Origin of the sequence: Enterobacter cloacae complex sp. IR5384 (assembly GCF_049237265.1) — a bacterium.
Lineage (GTDB): Bacteria > Pseudomonadota > Gammaproteobacteria > Enterobacterales > Enterobacteriaceae > Enterobacter > Enterobacter cloacae.
Genome location: NZ_JBMKHJ010000006.1, coordinates 65,828 through 86,805, shown reverse-complemented (window position 1 = coordinate 86,805; position 20,978 = coordinate 65,828). Strand labels below are relative to the sequence as shown.

Annotated in this window: 19 protein-coding genes; all 19 read right to left on the bottom strand. The window is 55.2% G+C overall.

Annotated elements, in window-relative coordinates; translation table 11 throughout:
* Positions 1-2 precede the first annotated feature (2 nt).
* Positions 3-1,931, bottom strand: a complete 1,929-nt coding sequence (locus tag ACOTX3_RS07745; RefSeq protein ID WP_058678618.1) for a type VI secretion system Vgr family protein — start codon at positions 1,929-1,931, stop codon at positions 3-5.
* Between the two features lie 96 nt (positions 1,932-2,027).
* Positions 2,028-2,375 (bottom strand): immunity protein Tsi6 family protein, encoded by a 348-nt coding sequence (locus ACOTX3_RS07740; protein WP_072205099.1) that lies wholly within the window; start codon positions 2,373-2,375, stop codon positions 2,028-2,030.
* Between the two features lie 21 nt (positions 2,376-2,396).
* Complete coding sequence (tri1, locus tag ACOTX3_RS07735; RefSeq protein WP_058678616.1) at positions 2,397-3,452, bottom strand: ADP-ribosylarginine hydrolase Tri1; 1,056 nt, start codon at positions 3,450-3,452, stop codon at positions 2,397-2,399.
* A gap of 51 nt (positions 3,453-3,503) precedes the next feature.
* Positions 3,504-4,142, bottom strand: coding sequence for an immunity protein Tsi6 family protein (locus tag ACOTX3_RS07730; protein ID WP_234355578.1), 639 nt, complete (start codon positions 4,140-4,142; stop codon positions 3,504-3,506).
* Between the two features lie 202 nt (positions 4,143-4,344).
* On the bottom strand, positions 4,345-5,118 hold the full coding sequence (locus ACOTX3_RS07725; RefSeq protein ID WP_058678615.1) for an ankyrin repeat domain-containing protein: 774 nt from the start codon (positions 5,116-5,118) through the stop codon (positions 4,345-4,347).
* A gap of 42 nt (positions 5,119-5,160) precedes the next feature.
* Positions 5,161-5,925 (bottom strand): ankyrin repeat domain-containing protein, encoded by a 765-nt coding sequence (locus tag ACOTX3_RS07720; RefSeq protein ID WP_058678614.1) that lies wholly within the window; start codon positions 5,923-5,925, stop codon positions 5,161-5,163.
* Positions 5,922-7,388 carry a hypothetical protein gene (locus ACOTX3_RS07715; protein ID WP_058678613.1) on the bottom strand — a complete coding sequence of 489 codons (1,467 nt, stop codon included), beginning with the start codon at positions 7,386-7,388 and terminating at the stop codon, positions 5,922-5,924. Before ACOTX3_RS07715 ends, ACOTX3_RS07720 begins: the two co-directional genes overlap by 4 nt.
* Positions 7,389-7,424: 36 nt before the next feature.
* Positions 7,425-8,858: a serine/threonine protein kinase gene (locus ACOTX3_RS07710; protein ID WP_013096192.1), complete on the bottom strand. Its 1,434-nt coding sequence runs from the start codon at positions 8,856-8,858 to the stop codon at positions 7,425-7,427.
* Between the two features lie 24 nt (positions 8,859-8,882).
* Positions 8,883-11,498, bottom strand: a complete 2,616-nt coding sequence (gene tssH, locus ACOTX3_RS07705) for a type VI secretion system ATPase TssH (protein ID WP_058678612.1) — start codon at positions 11,496-11,498, stop codon at positions 8,883-8,885.
* 38 nt (positions 11,499-11,536) lie between these two features.
* Positions 11,537-12,580, bottom strand: a complete 1,044-nt coding sequence (tssG, locus tag ACOTX3_RS07700; protein ID WP_127869002.1) for a type VI secretion system baseplate subunit TssG — start codon at positions 12,578-12,580, stop codon at positions 11,537-11,539.
* Entirely contained in the window at positions 12,577-14,448 is a 1,872-nt protein-coding gene (gene tssF, locus ACOTX3_RS07695; RefSeq protein WP_038420938.1) for a type VI secretion system baseplate subunit TssF, read from the bottom strand. The genes tssG and tssF overlap by 4 nt, the downstream gene beginning before the upstream one ends.
* Before the next feature lie 2 nt (positions 14,449-14,450).
* Complete coding sequence (gene tssE, locus ACOTX3_RS07690; RefSeq protein WP_127869003.1) at positions 14,451-15,014, bottom strand: type VI secretion system baseplate subunit TssE; 564 nt, start codon at positions 15,012-15,014, stop codon at positions 14,451-14,453.
* A complete protein-coding gene (locus tag ACOTX3_RS07685) occupies positions 15,007-15,819 on the bottom strand; it encodes a type VI secretion system accessory protein TagJ (protein ID WP_013096187.1) in 813 nt (270 codons plus the stop codon). Before ACOTX3_RS07685 ends, tssE begins: the two co-directional genes overlap by 8 nt.
* Positions 15,820-15,828: 9 nt before the next feature.
* Positions 15,829-16,815 carry a hypothetical protein gene (locus ACOTX3_RS07680; protein ID WP_038419867.1) on the bottom strand — a complete coding sequence of 329 codons (987 nt, stop codon included), beginning with the start codon at positions 16,813-16,815 and terminating at the stop codon, positions 15,829-15,831.
* A 16-nt stretch (positions 16,816-16,831) separates the two neighbouring features.
* On the bottom strand, positions 16,832-17,629 hold the full coding sequence (locus ACOTX3_RS07675) for a PP2C family protein-serine/threonine phosphatase (RefSeq protein ID WP_013096185.1): 798 nt from the start codon (positions 17,627-17,629) through the stop codon (positions 16,832-16,834).
* Entirely contained in the window at positions 17,626-19,395 is a 1,770-nt protein-coding gene (gene tagH, locus ACOTX3_RS07670) for a type VI secretion system-associated FHA domain protein TagH (RefSeq protein WP_013096184.1), read from the bottom strand. Before tagH ends, ACOTX3_RS07675 begins: the two co-directional genes overlap by 4 nt.
* An 87-nt stretch (positions 19,396-19,482) precedes the next feature.
* Complete coding sequence (locus ACOTX3_RS07665) at positions 19,483-19,836, bottom strand: T6SS amidase immunity protein Tai4 family protein (protein WP_013096183.1); 354 nt, start codon at positions 19,834-19,836, stop codon at positions 19,483-19,485.
* On the bottom strand, positions 19,833-20,324 hold the full coding sequence (locus ACOTX3_RS07660; protein ID WP_013096182.1) for a type VI secretion system amidase effector protein Tae4: 492 nt from the start codon (positions 20,322-20,324) through the stop codon (positions 19,833-19,835). The genes ACOTX3_RS07665 and ACOTX3_RS07660 overlap by 4 nt, the downstream gene beginning before the upstream one ends.
* A 58-nt stretch (positions 20,325-20,382) precedes the next feature.
* On the bottom strand, positions 20,383-20,865 hold the full coding sequence (locus tag ACOTX3_RS07655) for an Hcp family type VI secretion system effector (RefSeq protein ID WP_008502640.1): 483 nt from the start codon (positions 20,863-20,865) through the stop codon (positions 20,383-20,385).
* Positions 20,866-20,978: the final 113 nt, after the last annotated feature.

Genomic DNA, 20,978 nt, shown 5'->3' with positions numbered 1-20,978 from the left:
GCTTACTTATTGGCATTGAACACAAAAAAGCCATCCACCTCCTGCTGGATCGCTGACTGGTGGGATGCCCCTGGTGCATCGATGGCATTGGTTCCTTCGGCAGGATTTAAATGCAGCTCCCCGGAAAGCGTGTTTATTTGCGCACTCTGTTTAGCGGTAAAGTTAAAGTTATTGCCAATAATATTCACGCTCCCGTCTTTTGATAATTCGATAGCGCTTTCACCACACTCCAGCCTCAACGTATTGCCCGCTGAAATAATAAAGTCATTAACAACTTTATCGCTGCGGCTGTTGCCCGTCAGGCAAACCACATCCCCTTTTACCCCTGCCTTCTGATTTTTTGCCACCCGTAAGGTTTCATCCTCACCCACAAATTGGGTTCGATTCTTTTCCGTAGCATGCGATTCATCATTTTTGACGTTGATATCGAGATTGCGCTCGGCCTGGAGCCACACCTGTTCCGCACCCGCCTTGTCCTCAAACCGCAGGGCGTTGGCGTTATCCACGGAGCCATCTTTCGTGCGGCTCATAAAGCCCATCTGCGTCGCCGCTGCCGGCAGCGCCCACGGTGGCATGCTGGCATCGTTGTACACGCGCCCGGTGATAATCGGACGGTCCGGATCACCGTTGATAAAGTCCACCACCACCTCATCGCCCACGCGCGGGATCTGCACCCCGCCGTAACCCTGACCCGCCCAGGCGCTCGACACGCGCACCCAGCAGGAGCTGGTGTCGTCCCCTTTTGCCAGACGGTCCCAGTGGAATTTCACCTTCACGCGGCCGTATTTGTCCGTCCAGATGCTCTCTCCCTGGGGCCCGACAACCTTCGCCGTCTGCGGGCCGTAGGTACGCGGCCACGCCGTGGACTGCGCCGGACGGAACGACACCGACGCCGGGATAACCGTGAAATCGATACGGTGAATGGTCTCCCCTTCGCCGCTGGCATAGCGGTTCTCTTCCAGATGATACCCGGCCGCCGTCACCAGATAGTCACCGTTATCGCTGAAGAACGGTGCGTTGGTCAGGGTGAAGGTGTGGCCCGGCGCAATACCCGCCGCCGTGGCCGTGGCCTGAATCTGCTGATGCTCCACCTGCCAGCGCTCCTGACGAATGCGGGCGTAGAACTCCGCATGCCCGGTCTCCACAAAGCGCCCAGGCCAGTCGTACACGTCGATGCTGCCCGGTTTCGGCGACGCCGGGTTCTGCTGCGCCTGGAACAGCCACGCGTTCGGCTTGCGGAAGTCGTAGTCGTCGAGGCTGTAAATGCCCGGCGTGACGCTGTCCTCCAGCGCCCACTGGCTGATGCCCTCTTCGTCCGTGCTGCCGCCGGACGGCGTCTGGTGATAGGGGATGACCTCGTAGCCGCTGAATGGCTGATGCTGCGTCGCGGCGTCGGTGAGCACCAGGGTGTGTTTGTCGGCCTCGTGGCTGAAGTAATACGCTATCCCCTCCAGCTCCATCAGGCGGCTGATAAAGTCCAGGCTCGACTCCTGATACTGGACACAGTAGTCCCACACCCGGTAGCTGCCGGTGAGCTTATCTTCCACGTTGACCTGATGCTCGCCCAGCAGGGTTTTCACAATCTGCGGCACCGTCTGCCCCTGGAAGATACGCAGGTTACGGTCGCGCTTCATCGGCCACAGGTCCGGCTCCACCGCCAGCTGATACACCGCATAGCGCGTGCCCGTCAGCTCAACGGCGCTCACCGCCACACGCGTGACTTTGCCGTTGATGTAGCGCGGGGTAAGCAGGTTCTGGGTCGGGATGGTCACCGTGACCGGCTGGCCCAGCAGTTTGCTGCGGTCGATACGCGCATCCGTGCCGAGCAGGGTCAGCGTCAGGGCGAACGACTCGGACATCGCCTCGCGGCCGGAGAGTTTCCAGAAGAGCAGCCCCTCGACCGGGAGCTGGACGGTAATTCGGTTGAGCATAATCGATATTCCGTAATGTTTTATGCTAAATAAATGTATCAACAAAGACGAGATTTTTGACAAGACGTTTTGGGATATGCACAAGTCACCGTCTGCTTAATTTCGATACCGCTTTTGCCTTTTTAGATATTCATTATCCTGCTCATGAGGAAGAATAACTTTTAACCCTTGAGCCATCTGCGAAGCGATGTAGTTTATATTTGACAGATGCCGGGCAAGCTCTTCATCGGTAGTTTCAAATTCTTTTGCAGCCATAGCGCCAAGATTTAACGTATGGAGTTTACTTTTATCTTTATTCTTTCCTGTCAGGATATCCCTGACATACGCCACTTGTGTTTCAGCCACGTTATACAAAGAAAAAGAAGGATGAATTGACTTTCGCTCCTGAATAATGCCGAGGGCATTTTCAATATAATCCATCGCTGTATAACTTTGTTTATTCACGCTTCTCCTTTAACTCCCGTACTAGAGAAAGTTGTCCTCTGGTGCTCTGTCAAACAAATCACTCGCCAGCGCAGCAATACGTTCATGTTGTACCAGTTTGTCTTTCCAGTCCTGCGGTATCTCAGAATAACCATACAATGCACCGGCAAGTTGCCCTGCCGTTGCCGCGACGCTAGCGGCATCATCCGCGAGATTGGCGGCAAGAAGGATCGCATCACGGAAATTATCCGTATTCCATACCGCCCACATTGCTGCTTCAAGCGTATCGATTACATAACCGCTGGAACGAATCTGATGACGGGCTTTATGCTTGTACTCACCCGCGTTGATTATCATGACCCGTGCACACAAAGGAAAAACATGGGGTGAAAATGCCTCTTCTTTTTGATGACCATTAATCAGATGATGCAGAATCAGCCCCAAAAATTGACATGCATCGATAGATTCTACCGCCCCGTGAGTTGCTCTGCTCTGTGCCTGCGATTCAAAATAAATCGCCCTGAGTGACTTTCGGCGGAAGATCGACACAGGAGCCTGGCGAACAAGTCCGGCATTCCCCGCGGTATGTTTCTCCGTGTTACCGTACCAGGAAGGCCCAACATGTAGATATTGTTCCAGAGCGAAACGCGTTGTATTGCCAATATCGAAACAACGTCCGTTACTGCTGTTCTCTCCAGTTTGATACCACCTCAGAAGGAACTTTCTAAGGGTATCTGTATTCATTCGATTTTCGGCAAGATAGGTTTCTGCCACACACAAAGCCATGGATGTGTCGTCTGTCCATTCACCCGCGTATAACATGAAGGGACCACCACCCTGCATATCACTAACGTTTTCGCTATCCCGTGCTTTAAATTCAAGCGTTGTCCCGACGGCATCGCCAACGGCCAATCCCACTAAGGCACCGAGCGCGTTATCGCGCGAAACGACCTCCGTTGTGACGAGCGGCAATGTTTCATCCCAGACGTTATCGGAACTCTTTTGCCGTGACACCTTCCTGGGGTTTAACGGCATAAGATTGCGGTAGCGGTCTGCATAGTGATTAATTACCGCATCTTCGCTGTGTAGATCGACCATTATGGATCCTTCAGGAGGAAAGATATATTGAGGAAATGATATCAATAACTCTCAAAACTCGTCAGGGTATTTTTCCGCCAGTACGCATTGTTTCTGAACATAGTCAGGATCCACTTCATGCGGTAATTTCACTTTAACGCCACGGAGACGTTGATCTGCGATATACCATGCTTCCGTCAGTCTCTCGAAAAAGAGCTCATCTGAGTTTTCAAATTCTCTGACCGCATAAATGCCAAAAGTCATTCTCTTTAATACGGATTTGTCAGCTTTGTTTTTGATCACAATCTTTTTCAGAATGCGTAACTGCTGCACAATCTCATCATACATATGTAAAATTGGCTCCCTGGGGTACTTGCCATTAATTTCCGCATATCTTTTTTGCGCCAGTGTGAGGGCCCTTTCGATATAGTCCCGTTCAGTTAACGGTAAAAGTTTGTTTACCCCATCACCCGCATCCCATTTTTTCATGACAAATATGAGCGAGCCAATTTTTACTATTTCCGACAAAATGAACAGCGTGATATTAAGAGATATAACACTCATTCCGAGACCGACAATAATCATCGGGAACAAGGTTACCGAACAACTCAGGGTGAGCAGGCGTAGCACTTCCTGCGCCAGAGCAAACCGGACGGCATCTCGGTGAGTTGTGAAAAAAACCAGGCAGAAAAGAGTAATGAAACCGGCCACAGAAGGTATACCAGGTAAAAAAGACCCGTCAATAAACCGTTTACCCCTCCTGCTATCAGCATGAAGATGATGACACCAAAATTCCCACCGGTAGAATCCCACCATGACTGAAGCAAGTGGTATGGGCCGACAAAATAAAACACAATGCCGATGACATCCATAATGCCCCAGAAATAGAGTATTTTATTTTTTGCGTTTATGTTCACTCAATCCCTCTTTTGACCGGCTCGGGTGGCCACTTACCACCATGTCGGATAAGTGATTCTTTAATAGCGATAAGGTTTTTATACTCGTCACTGTCTTTTTTCGCTCTTTCAAGAAAACGCTGCAACTGATTTCCTAAGGCCCACCCGTTATCAGCACGAATGTCAGGATCAGCCCCACGCTCAAGTAAAAGGAAAACATGATCGTAGGAATGAAAATCGAAAGCATTTATCAGCAGAGTCTCACCCAGGGAATCCGTTATGTCGATATTGCTGCCCCGGTCAAGCATTGCTTTTAGTGTCTCGGTGTTTTTCGCTTCCAGAGTTTGAAAAATAATTGGTTTATTAAAAACGTAATCTTTAGCATTTGGAGATAATCCCCCATCCAGCATCGCCTTTATCCAGTCTCCACTGTCGGCCATAAGTACAAACTCTGCCGGGCTACTTTTTCCATTGGGTCTTGGCTGAAGCGGGTCGGCACCGGCCTTTATCAGTTCGGTCACGATATGTAAGCGCGGTTGCGTTTTCTTATCATAAAGTGTATTCGTCAACGCCCAAAAAAGTAGCGTCATATCATGTTGACCGGGTTTATTGAGATCGGTTTTCGGAAGAAATTTTTTGACTTCATCCATATTGCCGCTTTCAATCGCCCGCGCCAGAATAAGCTGCTGGCCGCTAAAGTAATCTTCGGGATTCAAATCCGAATTTTGTCTACATCCCTGTATCAGAAAAAAGAAAACCACTATGAGGCTAGCAATTAACCGTATTTTCACGTCAATTCCATATAATATATTGAACGTATATCCTACTGCTTATCATTGTTTTACTGGCGCAGGTGGCCATTTACCGCCATGTTGAATAAGGAGTTCTTTTATTTCGTTAAGTTTTTTATACTCATCACTACCTTCTTTAGCTCTTTCATGATAGCGTTGGAGTTGGTTACCCATCGTCCAGCCATTTTTGGCTCTAATTTCTGTATCAGCACCCCGTTTCAGCAGTAGCATTACGTGATCATAAGCATGATAGTTTAAGGCTTCAAACAATAATGTACTGTTTAGTGAATCAGTGATATTAATGTTTGCCCCTCGATCCAGCAGAGCCTCAAGCGTGTCCGTATTTTTTGCTTTGATGGTTTCAAAAATTATAGGCTCATGAAACGTTTTATCTTTAGCGTCAGGCGATAATCCCCCGTCGAGTAAGGCATTGATCCAATCTGCACTGTCCGCATTCAATACAAACTCAGCGGGACTGCTTTTACCCTGCGGCCTCGGTTGCAGGGGATCAGCACCAGACTTAACCAATAAAGTGACGATTTTTAATCGAGAAGGAGTTTTATTGTCATTGATACTGTTACCAAGCGCCCAAAACAGAAGCGTCATGTCTTGCTTACCTGGTTTGTTAAGATCAGTTTGCGGCGCAAGTTTTTCAACACCGTCAATATCGCCACGCTGAATATCTTCAGCCAGAACCAGTTGCTGACCGCTGAAATAATCTTGTGGATTTAGATCCATATCTTGTTTACACCCCTGAATCAGCAATGAAAAGAGAATCACGAAAAAGGATACAAAAAGCTTATTCACAAACGACTCCTGATTATCGAAATATCTTCGTCTTTTTGCTGTTCTATACAATTAATGGCTTGTCCAATCCCGTGCCTGTCGAGTGCTCCACCAACCCCACCAGGCAGATCATGAGGAATACCTGCGGCATCAGGTGCCAGTGCTGACAACTCTTCTTTAGCGATTAAGGACGGGACATGTCCTCTCACCATTTTGAAGTCTTCAACAAGATCGACTTCCTGAATTTTAGTCAGCAGCTCTCCTTTGACGCGGTAGGCCTGTATGTTTTCAGCGCTTCCCAACAAACGTCCGCCATATTTTTCTACTGTCCCGCTATTTAACCCTGACGCATTAAATGTCCAGGCCGCTTTTCCACTCGCTATAGACGTTGCCGAGGCCAAGCCGCCCCCTAAAGAATGCCCAGCAATATCAATCGGCTGGGAAGACATTGCTATTTTTTCACCCAGTTGCACTGCACTGCGGTAATAAGGTGCTTCAAACCCTATTCCTTGCTTAAAGTTATTCGCCCAGTCGGCACCATTTTTTATTGAGGCGAATCCATTTTTATTTCGCAGCGAGTCCAGATGCTCTGAAAGCGATGGCAACCCCGGTTCCCTCGATCCTCTAAAAACCAGCGTCGAATTCATCTCTTTACCGAATACACCCGGATCAGGCTGATATACGCGTGACAGAAAATCAGGTGAGTCAGCTCTATCGAAAAGATCTTTGCTTTTAAGGCCAAACTTTTGCAAAGCACCCGCATCATTACTGATATCCTTCCACCCCTCCGGTACTCCCGGCGTGGCCTCAAGCGGGTTCACGGTCTTATACACATTCTCTGCCAGCTTCGCTTTCTCAACCGCGATATTATTCGCCGCCAGCCGCTTAGCCGCGATTTGCGCATCCGGATAGAGGCTATTACTCCCCTTCGCAATCAGATCCTTACGCGCCTGCCAGCGTTCAGCTTTGGTCATATTCTCCAGCTGTGCCGCATAGGTTTTACCGTCTTTGCCCGGCGTCGGCTCGTCCGGCATCTGTGCCGCTTTGGATTTGACTACCTGTTTCGGCAGCACCGTTGGCGCAGGGCGGGAGCCATAGGTTCGCACCATGGTTTCGTAGCGGTCGACAATTGTACTCACCGGGTACCAGCCCAGACCGTCCAACGAGGCAGCCTGCAGTCGGCCATCAGCATTGATATAAAATATCTCCGTCACTGACGACCAGTTACGATAGCTCTCGTCGATAGCCACCACTCTGCCCATGTCGAGATCCTGCACAATCAGCTTACGGGTATCGCGCCCGGACTGATAAGGATTCGCGCCAGTGATGGAGTGCAGCAAGTCGTAACGTGTAAACAGCGAGCGCAGCGAATTGTCGGGCACCGACATAATCCACTGCCCGGCAACGGACGGGCGGATAATATTCGCAAAAAGCGCAGGCGAGACGTTCTCGCTGAAAAGATAGACAAATTTTATGTTGTACATTCGCTCCGTCCTGTTACCAGTCCCTTTTCGCCTTGTTTACGGATTCACCAGCCAGGTGCCAGGCTTCACGATATCCAGCGTCTGGCTACGGGTTCTGCCGTTGCCCTGCAGTTCAATGCTCACCTCACCCGCCGGCAGCTTGAGCGATGCATAGCCGTTGTTCGCCGGACGCAGCGCTTTCGGCTCGCCGTTCACTTTCAACGTCTCGCCGTCAAGGATGCGAATGTAGACCAGAGCAATCGGGCTGGCTTCAACCGGTGGCGGCGTCGGTTGCGCTGTTGCAGGCGTTGCCGCTTGTTCGCTTACCTTCGCGGTCTCCTGTTTGACATCTGGCGCGTTCGATGCGGTTTCCGTCGTGCGGGATGCTTCCGGTGCTTGCGCAGCCTGTTCTGGCGCATCGTGGCCGCCGCTGAACAGCATCGCGCCAGCGACCACCCCAACCAGCACACCCGCGGCAACCATCCCGGGGATCTTGTAACGACGCCAATCAAACGCCGAAGCCGGTGCCTCTTCTTCCACCGGCACCAGCATGGTGCCCGGTTTTTTAGCAGTCAACACGTCATCGATACCGGCGACCGGCATCTCGATTAACGCCGCGAACTCATCAATAGACTGCGGACGGTCTTCCATGTGCAACGCCAGGGCACGGTCGATAGCCTGCAACAGCGACAGGGAGTACCCCTGCGGCTGGATTTCCGCCAGCGGTTTGCAGGTATCCTGAATGGAACGCACCACGCTGACCGGTGGCGGTGAGCCCACGATCAGGGTGCGCAGCACCGCGCCGAGCGCGTAGATATCCGTCCACGGTCCCTGCTCGCTTTCGTTGTCGTCGGTGTACTGCTCGATAGGCGCAAAGCCCGGACGCAGCATGGTTTCGGTTTCGTCAGAGAGGTTACCGATGGTGCGACGCGCGGAGCCGAAGTCCAGCAGCACCGGCAGGCCGTTATCCTGGATCTGAATGTTATCCAGCGAAATATCGCGGTGCAGATAGCCCTCGTCATGGATGGTCTTGATTGCGCCAAACAGCATCGGCAGCGTACGACGGATCCATGCCTCGTTAATCAGCTCCGGCTTCTCCTCGCGCAGGCGAGAAAGCGTGGTGCCGCTGTAAAACAGCGTGCCCATGTAAGCCGTATCGTTTTGCACCCAGAAGCGCAACACGTGCAGCAGGTTCGGGTGGTTGAAGCGCGCCAGCAGGCGGGCTTCCTGAATGAAGCTGTTCAGCCCCGCCGAAAACGCTTTGCCAAAGCGTTCGCTGCGCAGTACCAGCGTCATGTCGTCGCCGCGCACGGCGAGCGAGGAAGGCATAAATTCTTTGATAGCGATAGTGCGTTCGAGCTGGTGATCCCAGGCGCGATAGACGATGCCGAATCCGCCGCCGCCAATCACCTCTTTAATTTCAAATTCGTTGAAGCGATACCCGACCGGGAGCGCGTTTGGGACAGTCCGATTGTTATCATTATCCGTCATCTTTTACAGTTCTCTTGATGATTATTACGCGGCAAACTGACAGTGAAACTCGCCCTGCTCGCAGGTGACATGCAGACGTCGGTACTGCTCGTCGCTGCGGCTGGCGGTAAGTAATATCTGACTCATCTGAGGCAGCAAGGTGTTGGTCAGGATCGCATCCACCATACGTCCACCTGATTCCACCTCGGTACAGCGCTGAACAATCTGTTCTACAACGCTGTCATCAAACTCGGAAATAATATTGTGATTCTCTTCCAGCCGACGCTGAATGCGTTTGAGCTGCAGGCGAACAATCTGCCCCAGCATCGCGTCGCTCAGCGGATAGTACGGCACCACCAGCAGACGGCCCAGCAGCGCCGGTGGGAACACCTCCAGCAGCGGCTGGCGCAGCGCCCCGCTTAACGCCTCCGGCTCCGGCATCAGTTCCGGATCGGCACACATGGCGCTGATAAGCTCGGTCCCGACGTTAGACGTCAGAATAATAATCGTATTACGGAAATCAATGTGACGGCCTTCGCCATCCTCCATCCAGCCTTTGTCGAAGACCTGGAAGAAGATCTCATGTACGTCCGGGTGCGCTTTTTCGATTTCGTCCAGCAGCACCACGCTGTAAGGACGGCGACGGACGGCCTCGGTTAACACCCCGCCTTCACCATACCCGACGTATCCCGGGGGTGCACCTTTTAAGGTGGAAACGGTGTGCGCTTCCTGGAATTCACTCATGTTGATGGTAATGACGTTCTGCTCACCACCGTACAGCGACTCCGCCAGCGCCAGCGCGGTTTCGGTTTTCCCCACGCCGGACGGGCCACAGAGCATAAACACGCCAACCGGCTTGTTCGGATCGTCGAGTTTTGCCCGGGAGGTTTTCACCCGGCGGGCAATCAGATCCAGACCGTGACGCTGGCCAATCACCCGCTGGTTCAGCGTGTCGGCGAGGTTCAGTACCGCATCAATCTCGTTTTTCACCATCCGGCCCAGCGGGATGCCGGTCCAGTCAGAGACTACGGCCGCCACCACGTTTTCATCCACAGCGGCAAACAGCAACGGTTCATCACCCTGTAAGGCGTTCAGCGCCTGCTGCTGCTCTGCCAGTTGGCTGCGCAGCTCAGCGGTGTCGTCATCGCCCGCCGCAAACAGTGCGGCACGCAGGCGAATGATCTCCTGCACCAGGCTACGCTCGTCTTCCCAGCGCCGGGCCAGGGCCTCACGTTTCGCCTCATACGCGTCACGCTCTGCGGTTAATGCCGTGACGCGCTCAGATTCCCCTGCACCGACGCGCGCTTCGCGCTCCGCTATCTCAATTTCTACGTCCAGCGCCGCAAGATGGCGCAGGCAATCTTCCAGCTGCGCCGGAGGTGCACTCTGGCTCACCGCCACGCGGGCGCAGGCCGTATCCAGCAGAGCAACGGCTTTATCCGGCAGCTGGCGGGCCGGAATGTAGCGATGCGAAAGCTTCACGGCTGCGCTAACCGCTTCGTCGAGCAGTAAGACCTGGTGGTGGGTCTCCAGCGGCGACACGGTGCTGCGCAGCATCAGAACCGCTTTGGCCTCATCGGGTTCATGTACCTGCACCGTCTGGAAGCGACGGGTCAGCGCCGGATCTTTCTCGATGTATTTTTTGTATTCCGCCCAGGTAGTGGCGCCAATGGTACGCAGTTGTCCACGCGCCAGCGCTGGCTTCAGCAGGTTGGCGGCATCACCGGTGCCCTGCTGACCGCCCGCACCGATCAGGGTGTGGATTTCATCGATAAACAGAATGATTGGCGTGGCGCTGGACTGTACTTCATTGATTAATGCCTGCAGACGGGCTTCGAACTCGCCTTTCATCCCGGCACCGGCCTGCAGCATACCGATATCCAGCAGCCACAGCTGAATGTTTTGCAGCGGCTCCGGCACATCGCCGTCGGCGATGCGCAGCGCCAGCCCTTCCACCACCGCCGTTTTTCCGACGCCGGCTTCCCCGGTCAGCAGCGGGTTGTTCTGGCGGCGACGCATCAGGATATCGATCATCTGGCGGATCTCTTCATCGCGCCCAACTACCGGGTCAATTTTGCTTTCACGGGCACGGGCGGTCAGGTCCTGACCATACTGGGCCAGCGTTCCCTGGGCAGCAGGCACCGAACCGGCTGGCGCATCCACTGCGGCAGCGGCCTGCTGCGTCTCTTTGCTGTTGGCACAGATAGTATCGAACTGCTCAATCAGCACCTCGACGTTAAGACGGGTAAACTGCGCCGAGATGCTCTTCAGCACGTTCGCCAGATTCCAGGTTTTCAGAATGCCGATCAGCAGATGGCCACCGCGGATACGGCTGACGCCAAACTTCAGCGATCCATAGACCCAGGCGCGCTCGACGGCGCTGTCGATATGTTCGGAGAGATCGGAAACGGAACTGGCTCCGCGCGGCAGGGCATCGAGCGCCGCCACGATATCGCGCGTCAGTTGCTGTTCGTCGAGGGCAAAATGACGGATCACCTGTTGCAGATCGCCATCCTGCTGCTGCATCAACTGATGCAGCCAGTGCACCAGCTCGACGTAGGGGTTGCCGCGCAGCTTGCAGAACGCGGTGGCGCTTTCCAGAGAGGTAAATAACAGCGTATCCAGTTTGCCGAAAAGCACGGCACGGCTAATTTCTGACATGTTAGTTTCCATTAACAATGATTCGGTATACGGAAGGATTACCGCTCTGCGCGATACACCAGATCGCCACGCGGGACAGGCTGTGGCTGAAGGCCCAGCCAGGTGTTGTACCCCAATCGCCCGGTGCTGCCGAGCGTGGCGCCCTGCACGGCGTCAGCGCGCAGGATCACCCGTGTTTCCCATTCAAATTCCACCCCTGCGTACTGGCGTACCCAGTCCCGCAGTTCGGTTACCCATACTTCTCCGGGCAAAAACCGGTTGTACTCTTCCGCGCTGAGTGGGCCAATCTCGATGCGAAATTTATGCTGCACGTCGCGGACCGCCACGCCCAGAAACGCAGATTCGCCCATCCGCGGCACGCGGCGTCCTGCTCCCAACTGCGCCTGCTCGCGCGGTGAAAGCGGCATCCACTGCGGTACGTTGGCGATCAGTTTGACCGGGGCTTTAAAATAGTTACGCAGGATTTTTTCCAGGCCCTCAGGATCCCGTCCGTGGCGGGTCAGGTGTCCGGCGTGGGTAAAGCGGGCATGGGCGCTCAGGCTGCCTTTGTCCATCTGGCCGGGCTGCCCCATACCAATCAACGACGCCAGATATCCCTCAAAACGTTTATTGTCGGCGCGGTCGAGGGAGACGGCAGGCTGCGCATCGGCCCAGGCGCGATAAAACAGCAGCGTCAGACGATGATGGAACAGATCGGCAAACGCGCTCAGGCTGGTGTCCTGATGATGATGGATCCGCTCGCGGGCATACTCGGTCATGTGAACCGGCAGCGGCCCGTTAGGACCAAACAGGCCGAAGCTCAGAATGGAGACCTCGTGCAGCCCGTTGCCTTCGCGCTGGCGTACCTGCGCCACCGTCGAAGGTGCAAAACTCATCGACGGCTGCTGGCCCAGGCGTAGCGGCTCGAATTTTGGCAGCGGCGCACGCCCCAGCGGGTAGCGCTCCCCGCCCTGAGCATCAATGCGCCTTAACAGCTGGAACAGATCGTAGCGCCATGGCGTCTCGCGAACCCCGCGCCAGAAATTGTCCGGCAGCGGCGTCAGACGATGAACCTTCAGTGGCGCAGTGACAACGTCGCTCATACCAGTGCCCTTTTGCCCATACGCGGCGCCCAGTAGCCAATCTCGCCGCGCTGCTGACTTTTCAGGGTGAATTCCGTGAAGCTGTTGATCGACACCAGACGGGCAAACAGCCGCTCCAGCACGCTACCGAAAAGCCAGGGACTGGCACCGGAAAACGCACGTTCATCCACCGTCAGGGTAATGCCGATGCCACGGGCGAAGACGACCGGTCCCGGCTCGGGCACGCGGCGGTGAACCGGCTCCAGCACGCAGTGACGAACCCCTTCTACCTGACGCGCAACCGGCGTCTCCGCGAGATTAGCGTACAGCCCTAACAGCTGACGCAGCGCGGCGGCGCCCTCTTCGTTTTCACTGTCCATCAGGCTGAGGTAGTTCATTTGTAGCTGGCTGATCAACCGCCAGGTGCTGAACCCTTCTGCCAGCGCCGGACGCGGCGGCGTCGGCCCCTTACGCAAGGTCAGCGACTTCACCGGCATGGAGTCAGCCATAATGAACTGTCCCAGCTCCTGCTGCAGCATCAGCGGCAGATCCCGGCTGGTGCACAGCACCTCGGCGGAGATATAGCGCAGGTTCTCCTGCCAGGGTGCATGCTGCTCATCCACCAGCGAGACAAAGACCTCCGAGCCAATGTAGCCGGTGCGGGTGCCGTAACGCAGGGCGTGCTCAGAGAGCACGCGTTGTTCCCGGCGCAGGGAAAAGTAGGCCCCGTAGTTGCCCGCATCACCGCTCCAGGTGCTCCAGAACGGACGAAACGTCTGGTCGTCGCGCTGACCATCCGCACTGCCGTATATCTTGTTTACCGCGTAAATTTCGTAATCCAGCGGGCGGATGTTATCCACCACCAGATGGTATTCATGCTGGCCTTCGCTCAGCTTCTGACGCGCCGCTACCTTCGGGAACAGGTTGATCACTGGCGTGCAGTGCAGGGCCAGATGGCTGGCATCGACAACGCGCTCCAGCTGTTCATCGGTTTTATCCAGCAGAATGAAGATATCGAAGGCTTTTTCGTTTTCGCAGCGCTGGATCAGTTTGCTCAGCCCGCTCAGGCTGATGAAGCGGAAACGGGCCGGAAAAGCAAAGTACTCCTGCAGCAGACGGTAGCCGTCAAAGTTGCGCAGATCGTCCGGGAGTAGCGACTGATCCGCGTCAAACCCTTCCTGACGCAAGGCATCAGACGCCAGCACATCACGCTGCGGATGTTTGCTGACGGTCTGGCAGACCACCCCGACATGGTGCTCCATTACCAGCTCCAGCAGCTTTAACGCCTCGATATCCGGGCCGCTAAGGAAAAACTCCAGCCGGTCAAAATCAAGGTGGCCGAGGTTTTGCGGACCGTCGCAGGCAATGCGGATCCGTAAGGCGCTGCTGATCCCCTGCTGGCCCAGACCAAGCTGTGTCAGGGGCAGGTCGGCAGGCACACCGCCCAGCTCAACCTTGTCGATTTTCAGCGGCAGCAGGTTCACCTCATGCGCCGTGGTGTAGCTGCAGGTCACGCCGGTTTTCTTCAGCGCCAGGCTGTCCATCATTGTGCCGCGTGGCACGATAAAACCGTTGCTCAAATCGCCACGGCTGCTGTCAGGCTGAATTTCAGCAATCGCCATGGACGGAGTGGGCGCGAGATAGTTCGGCGCAATCATCTCCAGCAAGCGCTGGGAGAAGCGCGGAAACTCCGCGTCCATTTTCATCTGCACGCGCGAGGTCAGAAAGGCAAAGCCCTCCATCAGTCGTTCGGTGTACGGATCCGCCACTTCGATGCCGCGCATGCCCAGCCGTCCGGCCACTTTGGGATAGCGCTCGGCAAATTCGGCGCCCATCTCACGCAGATAGGCCAGCTCACGGTTGTAATATTCGAGCAGTTTACTTTCCACGATCACCCCGCATCTTTCAGTTCAAAGTGGCGGTTTTCCAGATCGACATCGGTACGAAACAGAAACTCCAGCGGGTACGGCACACACCACAAACGCCCTTTTATCTCGATGGAGAGCACGTTGTGCAGATCCAGCGAGGAGGTGTCCGACACACAGCGGACCTGCAGCCCCTGGGGCAAAATGCGGGGTTCAAAGTTGACAATGGCCTCGGTGAGTTTGCGCTGAATGTCGTGCCATTCGATATCCGACATGCGCTTTCCGGCCAGCGGCGCAACGCCAAAATTCACTACCGAACGGCTTACGTGTGGCAGCATGCTCAAATCGCCGGAGGCGTCGTGATTGATGGTATTAAACAGCCACTGCAGATCCCGCAGCACGTTGCGACGCAGCGCGGCATGGGTGATCAGGTTGCTGTTGGCCGACTCGCGCTTTTTCTCCGGGTCGTTATCGGTGAGGCGATCGAGCAGCGAGGGCTGCATTTTATCGCGCGCCCCCACCTTCTCCTGCTTACTGCGGGCTTGCCAGCCGCTGCGCAGCAGATCGCCTTCGCCAGTAGGATTACTCATGGGCTCCATCCGTTGCAAAAGTAACGAGACTCAGCGACAGCAGCGGGCTTTCGCTTTGCTCGCTGAGCCAGGCTTTCTGCCCCAACCCTTCATACAGAGTGCCGTCATCATCGAGCGGCAGCCACTCGGTGGTGCGTGCGAGTTTAACGGCGTCAGAGGCATCGGCTGCAAAAGGATAACGCGCCGGGATCTGACACACCTGCTCCGTCCCATCGGTCAAACGCACCAGCGCATGACGCCAGACCAGATCGGTGACGCTGGCCGGCGTCTGGAAACGGATCTCTGCGATAGCGCTAAACGGCAGCCAGAAGTAACGGCCGTTAACAAGGGTTTCGCACACCGGCCCCAGACGGGCATCGCCGTCCATCAGCCATTCAAAGGTCTGCGTCTCATCATTCTCTAGCGTCCATTGCCCCGCGCTCGCCTGCGCCTGTTCAAGGGCTTCCAGACGCAGCGCGTGAGCGCGTTCATCGCTCTCGCTCAGCGCGGCAGCAAGGGTGGTCAGCCATGGCCACTGGGCTTCCGGCATGGCCGGACGACGTTCTCCCGCCATCACCTGCGCGCGCTGCAGTTCTCCCTGAATGCACTGCTCCAGCAGGGTGACGGTGGGTTTCGCCTGCGGCTTAAGCGCCAGCCAGCTTTTCAGCTGGGTCAGCGCGCGCGTCCAGTTACCGCTGAGGGTGAGAAACTGCACAAACGCGGCACGGAGATCGGCATCCGCCGGACGGGCTTTAATCTCGTTTTCAAGACGCACCAGCGCGTCGCTGAGCGACTCGCCCGCCAGATGTTGATAGAGCGTATTCATAGCCATTCCTTAGTTTGCCGCGCGCCAGGCGCCCACTGCCGGGTCACGCAGCTGAGGACGCAGGGTATCAATCAGGACAATATTCAACGTGGTGCCAGGGGTAACCCAGGCGCTCCAGACCTTCTTCACTGCAGCAATACGCGCCTGCAGTTTTGCATCGTCGCTGGCGGTTTCACGCGAGATCTCCACGGCCACCGTGCCGTTGCTTTTCCAGCCGTTCAGGGCGCTGTCGTAAGGCAGGATCATCCAGCTCTGGTCGCTGTTCGGGGTGCTGAAGACCATACGCTCTTTGTTGACGGAGGTGATCAGGGCATGTTCCGGGTCGACGCTTTGATTCAGCCCCATCACCGGGAAGCCGTGAATGTAGGTCACCGCTATCTCTTTTTGACCGCCGCTGCGGGTCTGCGAGATAACCGTGTGGCCGCTCAGCCAGCTGCCGTTGCCGCAGCGGGTCGTGTCGGAATCCGGAATAAACAGCGCCGGCGCGGAAGATCCGCCTTCCCAGAAGGTGCGCAGATGGCAGCCGTCCTGGAGGGTAAACTCCTGCCACGGTGTGCGGTCAGCGGCCACCGTGTTGGTTTCAGCGTTCTGGTCAGGTGGCAGTAACGCGCCGCTGGTCTGGGTCGCAGTGGGTGCCGTCTGCTGCTGTTTCACCACCAGCTTCCACTCCTGAGCTTTGTCTGCTGTTCCCTGCGCAAGCGTAGTCCCTGCCGGATCGTTGAGGGCCCAGCTCAGCTTATTCACTTTGCTGCACTGGTGTTCCAGCAGCGAGCCGAGACGCGGAACAAAGTTTTCCAGCACTGAAACGTCTTTATTGCCGTTCGCCACAATGCGCAGCGCAATCTCTGATTTACACCAGCTCTGCGGGGTGTTGTCTTTGATGTTGTCGATCCAGATATCCAGCTTCTGCGCAGGAGACTGCACGATGCGGAAATTTTCAGCCTGGGCGGTGGAGGCCACCGCCAGAAGTGCCAAACCCGATAGCCAAAGTTTCATATCGTTCCTTGTGTGTCTAGTCAGTTCCGCAGGGAAGAAATTGTGCTGCGTCAGAGAGCGTATGCAGCAAAGTGGTGTCCTGAGGGTTGCCCATCCATACCGCCAGCGCCGTATAGTTATCCTGAGCATTCCCCTCCTGTTCAGCATTCTTTTGAATGATTTGGTTCATTAAGGTCAGCCACTCCTGTGGGGTGTTGACCATATGCAGCGACTGTTTCATCTGCTCTTCGCTGACGCCGTGCCAGAAACCGTCGGTGCAGAGTAAAAAGGCATCGCCGTCTTCAACCTGCACCACGTCGCTGTAGCTCGCTTCCGGGCCACCGTTTTCAATGCCCAGCGCCAGATACAGCAGGTTGCTGTTGAGGTTATCGGTCTGGTGACCGGCATCTTTCATCTGCTGAACCAGGCTGTGGTCGGTGGTGACATGCCACAGCCAGCCGCGACGAAACAGGTACAGACGGCTGTCCCCGGCGTGTGCCCAGTAGGCCAGACGGTAATCCCGGTCGATAAACAGGCTGACCAGCGTGGTACCCATCCGGCGATAGTCCTGCACCGCCTGCTGTTCGCTGAGAATGGTGCGATTCGCGGTTTGCACATAGTCACGAATATGCTGCGCGTTGAGGTGTTTGTCGCCATCAAAACGGGAGATGATGCTATTGCGGGCCAGTTCAGCGGCCACCTCACCGCCCGGCAGACCAGCGATGCCGTCACAGACGACAAAGCAGGCTGAACGTTCCCCTATGGTTTCTCCCGTCTGGTCCTGATTGCTGGCGCGCGTTCCCTGGCGGGAGAGAGAAGCCGTTGCGATATTCATTTTTCTTCCGATCCGCTCTGTGAGTCTTTGTACTGATTGACCTCCATGTCATAAGCATGAAGGAACGCTTCGCCAAACAGGGTGTGGAAGTCATCCTCAATCTCACCGGCCGTCTCGCCATAGCTGCGAACAAAGTAGTCCCACAGCGCGGCTTTGCGGCTGCCCGGCAGCGCCAGACGAGAGGTCATGCCGTTCTGCTTCGCCTGCTCTTCCAGTTGCTCCGGGTTAAAGGACTGCAGCATCGCAGCGATGATGGCGCGGATACCGGAGATCATCCCCAGCTGATGCGCCTGCAGATCGATTAGCGCGTCACGCACTGATTTGGTGGGTGGCATAAAGCCCGGCATCGGCGTACCGAACATCTGAATCAGGACCGTTTTCCCGGTCGGCAGCAGCTTGAACGGGTTGTTGGCATCGTCCAGCACCATGGTCATATCGGCTTTTACGCCGCGCTTGAGGATAGAGCGCGAAGAGAGCAACGCCACGGTGCCCTGCGAGAACATGCCGAGGATCTGGCCCAACTGACGCATATTTTCACGGTCAAACTGCGGCACCGGCTGCATTTCGCTCAGGCCCATCCCCTCCAGCAGCGCCTCCAGCAGCTCGCCCTGCAGCACCTCGCCTTTCTCACCGTTTTGCGCCGTAGCGCTTGGCACAGCCGCGTTTTTGACCGGGTCGATACGCAGACGTCCCTTCGGCGTCTGTGCGCTGCTGCGTGCGACGGCCTGCGGTGTAGGCATAGTAAAGCCTGCGTAATCGGTACGTACCGGCTCTTCCTCTTCCGCACGCGGTGGATCCTGCGGCTCAGGAGCAAACAGCGGAGAATCCGCCAGCGGATCGTCCTGCGGTACGGCCTCTGGCTCTGGCGCGGGTGCAGATGGCTCAGGCACGATCTCATCCGGATGGGTTAATGGCGCCCCGCCCATCAGCCCGAGCGGATCATCGTTACGCGCGGCTGGCGCGCTGGCCGAACCACCAAACAGGGCCAGCGGGTCGAGTTCATCCGTCGCCTCTTCTGCAGGCGCAGGTTTGCTCTCTACCGGCGGCACCAGCGTTGAAGGGGTGACATCGTCAAAAATGCTCTCTTTTTTGAACAACGCTTCATCGCTGAACAGCGTGTCGGGATCGACATTCTTACGCTCAAGCTTCGGCTCGCTGTCGTTGAACATTGCCAGCGGGTCTTCAGCGTTACGCTCGGGTGCCGCGGGTTGCGAGAAAGGATCGTGAGACGCCGCAGGCTGCGGTTTCGCACGGTTGCTGGAGATGCTGTCAGAGATAGAGAACTCCTGCATCAGGCTATCCCAGATTTCCGACGGCACGGCCGTTGGCTCCGCTTTGCCGCGCGGTGCGGCACTGGCTGGCTTTGGCTGCGGAGCAGGTGTCGGCGCCACTGTCGGGCGAGCCTGCTGCTGCATACTGGCGGCCATGCGGCTCACCGGCTGCGTGTCGTGGATAAGTTCCGTCACTTCGATGCGGTAGTCATCAATACCGAGAATATCCCCGTCCTGCAGCTCTACCTGACGCCCCCGCTCCAGCGGGATGTCGTTCAAAACCACGCGGGTGACGCTGCCACGGTTGGTCACGCGGCATTCGCCCTGGGCGTCAACGTGAACAATAGCCTGCAGGCGCGAGATGGTGCGGTCATTGTCCGGCAGTACCAGATTGTTATCCGTACCGCGCCCAATAGTGCCCCCGGGGGCATAAAAATCACAACTGCTCTGCGGCGGCTGATGACCGGGTTTCGTAGAAATAATCGTGAATCGCATGGCGTATTCCTGCTGGTATGATTAGCGCTCAAACGCTGCCGCTCTCGGGGGTGAGAACGGCGGCGTTTGGGGCCGATTTCATCTTTACTACTTTGAGGATTTGAGTGGCCGAATAGCGTCACTATTAGCGATCAAGGTGCACTTCAATATCTGATAATGACCTGGCTCGGTACCACCTACCTTCTGTTTCAGTAAAGAAACAATCACCTCATCAGCTTTTTCAAAATTCTCAGCAGGCAGATTGCTTGCTTCCAGCCATGCCGCGGCGCTGGCGTCAGCATCTTCTTTCAGGCTTTTACTGTCCGCAATCTTACCGATGCATCGATTCTGCACCCAGTTTTCGAAGATTTGTTGTTGAGAAAAAGTACTGATATCAGGCAACGTCTGGGCATTTGCGGCGGAGGCAACGAAGGCTAAGACAAAGAGCAATGGCTTTTTCATTTCAGGCTCCAGAAGGTTGCGTTAGTAGGGATAAATGAACCATTACCCGGTGAGCCAAGGAAATGACAATCATCCGAACAAATATTTCCGTTCCAGAGTGTTACATGCCCGGTTGCATCAAGCCAGCCATGCCCGGTAAAAATAATAATACCTTGCTTGCCCGCAAATTGTGCTGGGGTTGGAGAAGAAACAGATATGTCAGCTTTTCCCAATACCGTGGGTAAAAAAGCAATCATATCTTTAACACGGAACATATATCGCTTCTTGTCGCTCCCGGTCACAGTTGCATATTTACTATTAGAAGGAACTGGAATGCCACAATAATTTAAAACATAGCTCATACGAATGGGGCAGGCATTTTTAAAAATACCAGCATCTATATTATGCTGAACTTTCCCCCCCAATAACTTGCCAACCTGTTCTACGTTGACGTTCACTTCTTTAAATCGGTTCCAGGCGGCACCAAAAGCAGGACGCATATGAGACATCTTGTTTCTCCTTGAAAAGAAGCTCAGGAAAAAGTGGGCCCTTTCGGACCCACTACTATTATGCTTCTTTGTTTTCTTTGATGTTCCAGCCAGCGCTGCTTTCAGCACCTTTACCACCAGAGGTGGTCTGCTCCCAGTACTGCTGTTTCACTTTCGCAGCCTGGAATGCATAGGTCACACCAACGGTATCGCCGTTGTCTGCACCGGTGTACTGAACAGACGTTACCAGAACGTCTTCCAGGGTAATGCGAGAGTATTCCACCTGCTGGCCACCGGCTTTACAGACGGACAGCTCAACTTTGGTCAGGTGTTTACCGCTGGCGCAGTGTTTCAGAATTGCTGTGGTGGATTTGTCGATCAGAGCGTTAACGTGCAGATCGTTAAAGTTAACTTTACCGGCACCGCCGCCACCGCCAACGCTCATATTACCTGGCTGGGAAGCGCCCCAGGAGAAGGAGGTAATATCAGTCCAGCCGGTGTGGTTAGAATCTTTAGATTCGCCCGTAACACCCTCGACCTTCAGAAACATATCAATAGCCATAATATCTACTCTTCGTGGATGAACAATATTGCTTTCGAAAAAGCACTTATATGGCAAACAGGAAAGCATGGGGCTGAATAAAACCGTCCATATTTTACCTCTGCCTCACATCA

Excerpts from the sequence above, each read along its gene's own strand:
- ACOTX3_RS07745 (WP_058678618.1), bottom strand. The coding sequence starts at position 1,931 with ATGCTCAACCGAATTACCGTCCAGCTCCCGGTCGAGGGGCTGCTCTTC.
- tri1 (WP_058678616.1), bottom strand. The coding sequence starts at position 3,452 with ATGGTCGATCTACACAGCGAAGATGCGGTAATTAATCACTATGCAGAC.
- ACOTX3_RS07715 (WP_058678613.1), bottom strand. The coding sequence starts at position 7,388 with ATGTACAACATAAAATTTGTCTATCTTTTCAGCGAGAACGTCTCGCCT.
- ACOTX3_RS07710 (WP_013096192.1), bottom strand. The coding sequence starts at position 8,858 with ATGACGGATAATGATAACAATCGGACTGTCCCAAACGCGCTCCCGGTC.
- tssH (WP_058678612.1), bottom strand. The coding sequence starts at position 11,498 with ATGTCAGAAATTAGCCGTGCCGTGCTTTTCGGCAAACTGGATACGCTG.
- tssG (WP_127869002.1), bottom strand. The coding sequence starts at position 12,580 with ATGAGCGACGTTGTCACTGCGCCACTGAAGGTTCATCGTCTGACGCCG.
- tssE (WP_127869003.1), bottom strand. The coding sequence starts at position 15,014 with ATGAGTAATCCTACTGGCGAAGGCGATCTGCTGCGCAGCGGCTGGCAA.
- ACOTX3_RS07685 (WP_013096187.1), bottom strand. The coding sequence starts at position 15,819 with ATGAATACGCTCTATCAACATCTGGCGGGCGAGTCGCTCAGCGACGCG.
- ACOTX3_RS07680 (WP_038419867.1), bottom strand. The coding sequence starts at position 16,815 with ATGAAACTTTGGCTATCGGGTTTGGCACTTCTGGCGGTGGCCTCCACC.
- ACOTX3_RS07675 (WP_013096185.1), bottom strand. The coding sequence starts at position 17,629 with ATGAATATCGCAACGGCTTCTCTCTCCCGCCAGGGAACGCGCGCCAGC.
- tagH (WP_013096184.1), bottom strand. The coding sequence starts at position 19,395 with ATGCGATTCACGATTATTTCTACGAAACCCGGTCATCAGCCGCCGCAG.
- ACOTX3_RS07665 (WP_013096183.1), bottom strand. The coding sequence starts at position 19,836 with ATGAAAAAGCCATTGCTCTTTGTCTTAGCCTTCGTTGCCTCCGCCGCA.
- ACOTX3_RS07660 (WP_013096182.1), bottom strand. The coding sequence starts at position 20,324 with ATGTCTCATATGCGTCCTGCTTTTGGTGCCGCCTGGAACCGATTTAAA.
- ACOTX3_RS07655 (WP_008502640.1), bottom strand. The coding sequence starts at position 20,865 with ATGGCTATTGATATGTTTCTGAAGGTCGAGGGTGTTACGGGCGAATCT.